The organism is Pseudomonas sp. NMI760_13 (assembly GCF_021283245.1).
Classification (GTDB): Bacteria; Pseudomonadota; Gammaproteobacteria; order Pseudomonadales; family Pseudomonadaceae; genus Aquipseudomonas; species Aquipseudomonas peradeniyensis.
In genome coordinates, this window is the sequence record NZ_JAJSRC010000035.1 from 48535 (window position 1) to 56721 (window position 8187).

An 8187-nucleotide genomic window follows, 5' to 3' on the forward strand; every position below is an offset into this window, starting at 1 on the left:
AATGCCGGTCGGTTTTCTGACTCAAGAGCAACGCGACGGTTTTGGCCGCTATGTTGATTCGCCCAGCCGTGAAGAGCTGGAACGTTACTTCCACCTGAGCGATGAAGACCGTGAAGCCATCCAGGTGCTGCGGGGTAACCATAACCGTCTGGGTTATGCCGTTCTGCTGACCACCGTCCGCTTCGTTGGCGTTCTGCCGGACAAGCCCGCCGCCGTGCCGGTGGAAGTCCTGCAGGTGCTTTGCCGACAACTGGCGATTCCAGACCCCGACTGCCTCCAGCGCTATAGCGATCATCGCCGCTGGATACATGCCACCGATATTCAGAACCGCTTTGGCTATCGTCATTTCACCGATCCGGGCATCGGCTTTCGCTTGAGCCGCTGGCTGTATGCCCTCTGCTGGACGGGCACCGACCGGCCGGGAGTGCTGTTTGAGCGAGCCACCTCGTGGCTGTTCACACAGAAAGTCCTCCTGCCTGGTGTGTCTCAACTAGAGCGCTTTATCGCCCAGTTGCGCAGTCGGGTCGAAGAACGCCTCTGGTTTACGCTGGGCCGCAGCGTGACTGAGGAACAGCGATTGCAACTGCAAGACTTGCTGACGGTGGCCGAAGGCAACCGCAGCTCCCGGCTGGATCAATTGCGCTCCGGCCCGGTCATGGTCAGTGGCCCCGCGTTGATTCGGGCACTGCGCCGGCTCGATGACGTGCGCGGCATCGGCATCACCTTGCCGGCGGCGGCGCACATCCCTCCCAGCCGTATCGCCGCCCTGGCCCGCTTCGCCAACACGGCCAAGGTCACCGCGATTAATCGGCTGCCGGCGTCGCGGCGGATGGCGACACTGGTGGCCTTCGCACTCTGCCTGGAGGCGACTGCGCACGACGACGCACTGGAAGTCCTGGAGGCCTTGCTGCGCGACCTGTTCAGCAACGCGGAGAAGGCCGACAAGAAAGCCCGCATGCGCAGCCTGAAAGACCTGGATCGGTCGGCCGCGACGCTCGCCGCCGCGTGCAAGGTCGTGCTGGACAGCTCGATCAGCGATGACAACGTGCGCGCCCGGCTGTTCAACGACCTGCCGAGGACCACCCTGGAAAAGGCCCTGGAAGAGGTCAACGCGCTGATCCGCCCGGTAGATGACGTCTATTTTCTTGCATTGGAAGCGCGCTACCGCAGCGTGCGCCGCTTCCTGCCCGACCTGCTCAAGCACATCCGCTTCGGCTTCAGCCCGGCCGGCAAGGGCGTGGCGGCTAGTCTGGAGTGGCTGCAACTGAACCTGCCGCGCCGGAAGCCAGAGGATGACGCGCCGCAGGAGATCGTGGCCAAGGCTTGGCAGAAGCACATCACCCGCGAAGATGGCTCCCTCGACATGGGTGCCTATGTGTTCTGCACGCTCGATGCGCTGCGCACGGCCCTGCGCCGCCGCGATGTCTTCGTCTCGCCCAGTTGGCGCTATGCCGACCCGCGTCTTGGCCTGCTCGACGGTGCCGAATGGCTGGCGGCGCGACCGATCATCTGCCGGTCACTGGGCCTGACCATCGACGCCAAAACCACCCTGGACGCCTTGTCCGTCGAGCTGGATGCAACCTGGCTGGCAGTAGCCGCGCGCCTGCCCGACAACCCGGCGATTCAACTGAGCGAGAACACCGAGGGCAAGACCGAACTGTCGCTCGGGGCGCTGGACAAGCTGGACGAGCCCTGCTCGTTGCTGCAACTGCGGGCGGCCGTGTCTGACCTGATGCCGCGTGTCGATCTGCCGGAAATCCTCTTGGAAATCGCCGCCCGCACTGGCTTTTCCGAGGCCTTCACCCATGTCTCCGAACGCAATGCACGCGCCGACAACCTGGTCACCAGCCTCTGCGCGGTGCTGTTGGGCGGGGCCTGCAACACCGGCCTGGAGCCCTTGATCCGCACCGACAACCCGGCGCTGCGCCGTGACCGGCTGTCCTGGGTCAGCCAGAATTATATCCGCGACGACACCCTGTCAGCGGCTAACGCCATCCTGGTCGGAGCGCAAAGCCAACTGGAACTGGCCCAAGTCTGGGGTGGCGGCGAGGTCGCCTCCGCCGATGGCATGCGCTTCGTCGTACCGGTGCGCACCGTGCATGCCGGCCCCAATCCGAAGTATTTCGGCACCGGCCGGGGTGTCACCTGGTACAACCTGATTTCCGACCAATTCTCCGGCCTCAACGCCATCACCGTGCCCGGCACGCTGCGCGACAGCCTGGTGTTGCTGGCGGTCGTGCTGGAACAGCAGACCGAGTTGCAGCCGACGCAAATCATGACCGACACCGGGGCCTACAGCGATGTGGTGTTCGGGCTCTTCCGCCTACTTGGCTACCACTTCAGTCCGCGGCTGGCCGATGTCGGCGGTACCCGCTTCTGGCGCACGCGCCCGGACGCGGACTACGGCAAGCTCAACGGGCTGGCCCGCCAGTCGGTCAAACTCGACCTGATCGCCGAGCACTGGGACGACCTGCTGCGCCTGGCCGGCTCGCTCAAACTCGGCCGGGTGCCGGCGACTGGCATCATGCGCACGCTGCAAACGGGAGATAGACCCACCCGGCTGGCCCAGGCGCTGGCCGAATTCGGGCGGATCGAAAAGACTCTGCACACGTTGACCTATATCGACGACGAGTCCAAGCGCCGCGCCACCCTGACCCAGTTGAACCGAGGCGAAGGCCGGCACAGCCTGGCCCGCGCCGTGTTCCACGGCAAACGCGGCGAGCTCCGCCAGCGCTACCGCGAAGGCCAGGAAGACCAGCTCGGTGCTCTGGGCCTGGTGGTGAACATCATCGTGCTGTGGAACACCCTCTACATGACGGCGGCCGTGGAACGGCTCAAGCAGCACGGCTATCCAGTGCTGGAAGAGGATTTGGCCCGGCTATCGCCGCTGATCTACGAGCACATCAACATGCTCGGGCGGTATTCCTTTGCGGTACCGGAAGAAGTTGCGCGCGGCGAGCTGCGGCCACTGCGTAATCCAGACGACGACCTGTGATCCCCCTAAACGCTATGAGCAACACCCAAGCTGCTGCTGGATCGGCGGGCACTTCACCGAGCCGAACGAACAGAAAACGCAGCAATCCCCTGGGTTGGGGCGCAGCAGCGCCTTGCAGTTGCTGCACTCGTAATAGAACTGGCAGGCGTCCGTGGGCATGGTTTCCGGCTTGGCGAAGCCGCAGCGCGGGCAAGTCAGCACGGACTCAAGGACAATGGCGCTCATCGTGACCTCACTTCTGCACTGTGGAGGGGTATCCCGCGTTCGCGGTCGCCTCAGTCAGTGCCTCGGGCTGGGCCTTATCGGGATCGTAGGTGACGGTCGCCGTCTTCTGGTCGAAATTGACCTGGACGTCACTCACGCCGGACACCTTCTCCAGCGACTTCTTGACCGTGATCGGACAGAGTCCGCACGTCATGTTCTGCACGTCGAGCGTGACGGTTTTCGGGGGAGCCGCCAGCGCCACGAAGGGCAAGGCGAAAAGCACGGCGATCAGCAGTTTGCGCATGGTTAATCTCCTTCAGTAGAACAGCGGGGCGAGCCACGGCACGGCCAATAGGCCGAGCAGCAGCACGCTGACGATCCAGAACACGAGTCGCTGTCGCACGAGCGTGCGCGGATCGGCGCAGGGTGTACCTGGCGTACAAACCTGTGGCACCAGGTAGAGCTTGCGGAATGCCAATCCCAGGAACAGTAGAGTCAACCCGATGAAGAGGGGGCGTAGTGGCTCCATCATGGTCAGAGCGCCCACCCACGTACCGCCGACACCGAGTGCCAACAGCACCAGTGGCCCGACACAGCACACCGACGCACCGATGGCGGTCAGCGAACTCGCGACCAGCGAGCCTTTCCCGGTGAGTTGCATCCCCATTCCCATCTCCTGAGCCTGATTGCCTAGGTGCTATTCTAAACTCCGTACCAAAGTACGGAATCAAGGAGAAAGTGATGGCCACAGAGCTGACCATTGGCAAGCTGGCAGACGCCGCCGGGGTGAACGTCGAGACGATCCGCTACTACCAGCGACGCGGGCTGCTGGATGAACCAGCCAAACCCTTGGGTGGCCATCGGCGCTATCCGGTGGACATGGTGAAGCGACTGCGTTTCATCAAGCGGGCTCAGGCGCTGGGTTTCACGCTCTCGGAAGTCGGTGGACTGCTGACGCTGGATGAGTCGTGCGCCTGTGCCGAAACGCGAGCACGGGCTGCACGCAAGCTCGCGTTGATCGAGCAGAAGATGGCCGACTTGGTCGTCATGCAGCAACTGTTAGGCGAACTGGTGCAGCAATGTGATGCGGGAGACGGCGGAACGATCTGCCCGATCATCGAGGCACTGATCAGAGAGTAATGCCTGGCGGGTGAGCTGGAGATCGGAAAGCCCCTTTACGGTGGGATTCAGAGCTTACGTTGGTTTTTGGTTCCATTGCTCCCCAAACCCCGTCAATGCGATTGCACCGGGTGAGATCGAGACGTCGATCCTGTCTGCCGGGACCGAACTGATCGTCGATCAGCAGATCCCCATGCACCGCTTGGGCAAGCCGGAAGAAGTCGCATCCCTGGTGCATTTCCTCTGCACCCGAGGCGCGTCGTACATCAACGGTTCGGAGATTCATGTCAACGGTGGTCAGCACGTCTGAAATAATCTGGAAATCCCGGCCGGAAACTTCCATCATTCGGGCCGGGCATCCGCCGCAGATGAGCGATCAATGAGCAACCCCTACCCTATTCAAACCCTCAATCACTCTTACCTGGGCAGTGGCATCTACGAGTTGCTGCGCGAGGCACTGATCACCGGGCGTTTCCAGCCCGATGACCGCCTGCGCATCCGCGACCTGGCCGAACAACTGGGCACCAGCGTCACACCGGTGCGCGACGCGATCCTGCAACTGGCCAAGGAACAGGCGCTGATCCTCAAGACCCCGCGTGACATCCGCGTACCCATCCTCACCGCCGCGCAATACGGCGAGATCCGCAGCATCCGCCTGGCGCTTGAAGGCCTGGCTGCGGAGACGGCCGCCGCGCTGGTGACCGACAGCGAACTCGCAGACCTGCAAGCCTGCATCGAAAACAACATCGCCGCGATCAACGCCCAGGACTTGCAAGCCGCTCTCAAGTGCAATCAGCAATTTCACTACGCGCTGACCACCATCGCGCGCATGCCGGTGCTGGCGGGTTTGCTCGATAGCCTGTGGATGCGCACCGGCCCACTGATCGCCCGTGCCTATGGCAACTTCAACGAGCGCATGGCCATCGACCATCACTGGGAAGTGCTCGACGCACTCAAGCGCCGCGATGGCGCGGCGGCACGGGCGGCCATCTGCCGTGACATTCTCGATGGCAACGAGAAGATGCTCGAGTACATCGAGATGGCGCAGGCGGACTGATTGGCAGTCAATTCGACTGTTGACGAAACATAGATGACCAGTTAGTTTATTAAAACTTTCTCATCACTGGATGTCTCTGTCATGGCTCGCCCGGTCAACCTCGAAGTCAGATCCCGTTTGCTGTCGATTGGCCGCCAGGTGGTTCACAACCGTGGCTTCAACGGCTGCGGCGTCCAGGACATCACCGCCGCTGCCGAGATTCCCAAGGGCTCTTTCTACAACTACTTCGCCAGCAAGGAAGACTTCGCGGCAGAGATCCTCGAGGAATACTGGACCTCGATCGAAACCCGCCACGGGCCGATCTTCTACGACGCCCGGGTCAAGCCGCTGGAGCGCATCGGCCAGTTCTTCCAGGCCCTGGTGCTCGAGCACGGCGAGCATGAATACAGCCTGGGTTGCCTGATTGGCAACCTGTCCCTGGAAATGTCCAATGGCAGCGAACAAACCCGCAAGCGTCTGGCCGATGTGCTGGCGCGCTGGGAAGGTTTGCTCGCGAGCTGCCTGCGTGAAGCGCAGCAGCGCCGCGAACTCTCTGAAACTCACGACGCCGAAGCGCTGGCCAGTGTCATCGTCGAAGGCTGGGAAGGTGCGGTCATGCGCGGCAAGGTCCTGCGCGACGGTGCACCTCTGCAGCGTTTCGTATCGATGGTCTTGCCTCGGCTATTGGAGTGAGTTTTTTTTCCTCATTAATAAGACGACTGGTCATTTATATAAAGCAACATTCACGTCTCATCCACGCAAGCACCCAAGAGGTAAATCGTCATGAGCCATCTGTACGCCGACCCCGCCGAACCCGCACTGCCTGCCACTGGTTTCAAGCTCGACCTGAGCAAAGCCGCCCTGGTGGTCATCGACCCACAGAACGACTTCCTCAGCCCTGCCGGCGCCAGTTGGGCGGTGTTCGGTGAGAGCATCGTCGAGAACAACACCGTCGAAAACCTGGAAAAACTGTTCAAGGCCTTCAAGGCTCACGACCTGCCCGTGGCCGTGTCGCCACACTATTACTACCCGCACGACCACGACTGGCATTTTGGCGGTCCGCTGGAAAAGGTCATGCACAGCATCTGCATGTTCGATCGCAAGGGACCGAACACCCTGGAAAACTTCGAAGGCTCCGGCGCCGATTTCCTCGAGATCTACAAGCCGTACATTCTCGACGGCGAGACCATCATCGCCTCGCCGCACAAGGTCTACGGCCCGGAAACCAACGACCTGGCGCTGCAATTGCGCAAGAAAGGCGTGTCGCAGATCATCCTCGCCGGCATGGCGGCCAACCTTTGCGTGGAATCACACCTGCGCGAACTGCTCGAACAGGGCTTTGAAATAGTCGTGGTACGCGACGCCACCGCCGGCCCGCGCCTGCCGGATGGCGACGGCTACCTGGCGGCCATCATCAATTACCGCTTCCTCGCCCACGGGCTGTGGACCACCGAAGAGACTATCGCGCAACTGCAACCGGCTTGATCGTGCCCGAGCGGCCGGGCATCGCGCCCCCCCGCTCTTTCTCGAGAACCCCCGATGAAAATCCCCGCCCGTTATGAGCATTTCGTTTTCGGCGTCGTTCAATCCGGCCTGACCTGCGCGGTCGCGGCCGCCATCGCCACCACACCCCATGCGCTCGACCTGGCCTTTGCCGGCCGCTGGTTGAACGCGTGGGCGCTGTCGTGGGTATCGATGTTGCCGGTGGTGGTGCTGGCGGCGCCGATGATTCGGCGCGTGGTGAGGCGGATGACGGTGGGCTGAATGACTTGGCTATGACTCACCCAACACACCGCCATCGCGAGCATGCTCGCTCCTACCGGGGGCTTCGGGGCTGCTCGCGACAGGCGCGCAAGCCCGCACCCGACGCACGAAATACTGTGCCCGTTCGCATTTTCGCAATAAACCACTTTTCATCCGCGCATTTGTAGCCGCTTCGTTCACGGACAAGCCGGTACATTAGACCTCCATGGTCCCGCAGAGCGACCGACAACAAAACCTACAGCTCGCCCAAGAAAATCTGCCAACCATTCGGAGTCTTTCCATGAGCACATTGCGCACTACAGCTTTCCAACTCGCGAGTCTGGCCCTGTTCATCGGTAGCGCCACCCAGGCCATGGCCGAGGACATCACGTTCGTATCCCAGGGCGGTGCTTATCAGGAAGCCCAGAGCAAGGCGATCCTGGAGCCTGCGGCGAAAAAGCTCGGTCTGACGCTCAAACAGGACAGCTCGCCCAAGGCCTACCCGATCATCAAGACCCAGGTCGAGAGCGGCAAGGTCACCTGGGACGTGGTGGACCTGCCCACTGGCGACTGCATCCGTGGCGAAGCCGAAGGGCTGTTCGAGAAGCTCGACCTTGCGCTGATTCCCAATGCCGCGCAAATACCCGACAGCCTCAAGGACGAATACAGCGTCGGCTACATCAGCTACTCCACGGTGCTGGCGTATCGCACGGACGCGTTCAAAGGCGCGGACGTACCCAAGACCTGGGCCGACTTCTGGGACACCAAAAAATACCCGGGCCAGCGCTCCCTACGTAACCTGCCACGTCCAACCCTGGAAATCGCGCTGCTGGCCGATGGCGTGCCGATGGACAAGCTCTATCCGCTGGACGTCGATCGCGCCTTCCGCAAGCTTGAGCAGATCAAGCCCGACATCGCCACCTGGTGGACGTCCGGCGGGCAGTCGGCGCAGCTGATCAGCGACGGCGAAGTGGACATGATCCAGGCCTGGAACGGCCGTATCACCGCCGTACAGGGGTCGCCTCAGAAAACGGAAAATAAAGCACGCTAAGCCGGTTGCAGCGGTCGTAGCGGCCTGAACTTGCCCGCG

10 protein-coding genes and 1 pseudogene are annotated in these 8187 nt (G+C 62.1%); 8 read left to right on the forward strand and 3 right to left on the reverse strand.

The features are described 5' to 3' along the window. The first annotated feature begins 1 nt into the window (after position 1). Entirely contained in the window at positions 2-2995 is a 2994-nt protein-coding gene (locus LU671_RS25850; protein ID WP_003299771.1) for a Tn3 family transposase, read from the forward strand. Between the two features lie 12 nt (positions 2996-3007). On the opposite strand, the gene LU671_RS25855 is transcribed toward LU671_RS25850, so the two are convergent. The 3 genes from LU671_RS25855 to LU671_RS25865 are packed head-to-tail and all read right to left on the reverse strand — an operon-like array spanning position 3008 to position 3866. Next, entirely contained in the window at positions 3008-3220 is a 213-nt protein-coding gene (locus LU671_RS25855; RefSeq protein ID WP_003089113.1) for a GDCCVxC domain-containing (seleno)protein, read from the reverse strand. Positions 3221-3227: 7 nt separating this feature from the next. Then, on the reverse strand, positions 3228-3503 hold the full coding sequence (gene merP / locus LU671_RS25860; RefSeq protein ID WP_003150552.1) for a mercury resistance system periplasmic binding protein MerP: 276 nt from the start codon (positions 3501-3503) through the stop codon (positions 3228-3230). A 12-nt stretch (positions 3504-3515) separates the two neighbouring features. Continuing rightward, entirely contained in the window at positions 3516-3866 is a 351-nt protein-coding gene (locus LU671_RS25865) for a mercuric transporter MerT family protein (protein WP_003089115.1), read from the reverse strand. 74 nt (positions 3867-3940) lie between these two features. Here LU671_RS25865 and merR point away from each other — a divergent pair, with 74 nt between their 5' ends. The 7 genes and pseudogenes from merR to LU671_RS25900 all read left to right on the forward strand — a co-directional run bounded on the left by merR (position 3941) and on the right by LU671_RS25900 (position 8148). Continuing rightward, entirely contained in the window at positions 3941-4339 is a 399-nt protein-coding gene (gene merR, locus LU671_RS25870) for an Hg(II)-responsive transcriptional regulator (RefSeq protein WP_003089120.1), read from the forward strand. Positions 4340-4430: 91 nt separating this feature from the next. Further along, positions 4431-4628: pseudogene (locus LU671_RS25875) on the forward strand (SDR family oxidoreductase); the annotation flags it as partial. A 69-nt stretch (positions 4629-4697) separates the two neighbouring features. Then, positions 4698-5375 carry a GntR family transcriptional regulator gene (locus LU671_RS25880; RefSeq protein WP_016487046.1) on the forward strand — a complete coding sequence of 226 codons (678 nt, stop codon included), beginning with the start codon at positions 4698-4700 and terminating at the stop codon, positions 5373-5375. A gap of 81 nt (positions 5376-5456) precedes the next feature. Continuing rightward, entirely contained in the window at positions 5457-6047 is a 591-nt protein-coding gene (locus LU671_RS25885; RefSeq protein WP_003465041.1) for a TetR/AcrR family transcriptional regulator, read from the forward strand. Between the two features lie 90 nt (positions 6048-6137). Continuing rightward, positions 6138-6839, forward strand: a complete 702-nt coding sequence (locus LU671_RS25890; RefSeq protein ID WP_003465039.1) for a cysteine hydrolase family protein — start codon at positions 6138-6140, stop codon at positions 6837-6839. Between the two features lie 54 nt (positions 6840-6893). Next, on the forward strand, positions 6894-7118 hold the full coding sequence (locus LU671_RS25895; protein WP_003465037.1) for a DUF2798 domain-containing protein: 225 nt from the start codon (positions 6894-6896) through the stop codon (positions 7116-7118). 280 nt (positions 7119-7398) lie between these two features. After that, positions 7399-8148 (forward strand): ABC transporter substrate-binding protein, encoded by a 750-nt coding sequence (locus LU671_RS25900; protein WP_134612791.1) that lies wholly within the window; start codon positions 7399-7401, stop codon positions 8146-8148. The last annotated feature ends 39 nt before the right edge of the window (positions 8149-8187 follow it).